Here is a 1,129-nt window from a genome sequence, read left to right on the forward strand (position 1 = left end):
CATGTATGCAGCGGCTTGGGCGGGCGTCATCAGCGCGGATGGCTGCGGAAAGGAAGCGGTCGCGCTGACCGCTTGGGGCAGGTTCTTTTCCAAGGTCTTCTCCTGGTTGCGCAACCCGCCGCACGATTGCTGCGGGTTACTCAACTGCGAGTAGACCTCGAATACGTTTCGCTTTTAAGTACCGACTTTTAGCCGAAAATTCCCTTTTTCCGTTTGGAACGGTCCAAGATCGGTCGGCCTCGGCGCCGGCCACGGAGGATGACGACGTTGCCGAAGCCAATGTTACTTGTGTTACCCTGTTCAATATCCTTCAGCCAGAGGTTTTTGTCGTAGACGGCAATCACCGTATCGCGCGGCAGACCTAGTTCCTTTGCGACATCGTCAAACACGTCCACGCTGCCGCGGACGAAACTCGCGCCCTCTTGGCGTCGCCGTAGCAAAAAAACAACGATCTGCGATTCCATCTGGGCCCAGCGGTATTGTTTCAAGCGCGTTTTAGTGCTGTGCTGTTTCCAGCCGAAGTACTTGTTCAGGTCCACAGGCTCGCCGGTCTCAGTCGCCGTCTGAACGCGAAGTAACTCATCGGTGGCCCACTCTGGGATGACGGCCTGATAGCGCGCGCACAATAGCAGCGTCTTGAACAGCCGTGCCCTTGCCATGGTGTTTTGGCATTCATCACACCTGACTTTCTGATCACAGGCACAGCTCACGCAGCCTTGTCGAGCGCTTGAAGATCGGTGAACAGGCGCAGGTAGCGCTGCAACGTGAGATTCTACAGGGCAACACCTGCCCCTGATTCAAGTGGCGCTGCAGCCAGTTTAGCAATATGTCTGTGCGGAAAATGCGCATATTTCCCACGGTCAAGAGCTACCAGTGGATAGCGGTGAACTACACGCGCTAAGCCGGCCGCACCATGTTAAGGCATGATGCGCTGCAATGTTCTGCATCGCATCAAATCATGTCGAGCATCATGTTCTATTGCTCCATTTCCTTCCCAATTAGCCTGCAATCGATGGCATAGCTTTTGCTTATTAAGTCATAACGGATCAATGGCGATCACCTGAACGAGGCGGTCTAACAAGGGACCGCAGGACAACGGCGTCCGCTCAGCCTGGTGTTGGCACCAGGC

At 55.2% G+C, this 1,129-nt stretch carries 1 protein-coding gene; it reads right to left on the minus strand.

What is annotated here, in order from left to right; translation table 11 throughout:
* Positions 1 to 188: 188 nt before the first annotated feature.
* Positions 189 to 659 carry a hypothetical protein gene (locus AC1DYX_RS29800; protein WP_477265627.1) on the minus strand — a complete coding sequence of 157 codons (471 nt, stop codon included), beginning with the start codon at positions 657 to 659 and terminating at the stop codon, positions 189 to 191.
* Positions 660 to 1,129: the final 470 nt, after the last annotated feature.

The sequence above is a fragment of the Massilia sp. P2_C2 genome (assembly GCF_056404615.1).

Coding starts and splice junctions, on each gene's coding strand:
- AC1DYX_RS29800 (WP_477265627.1), bottom strand. CDS start 659: ATGGCAAGGGCACGGCTGTTCAAGACGCTGCTATTGTGCGCGCGCTAT.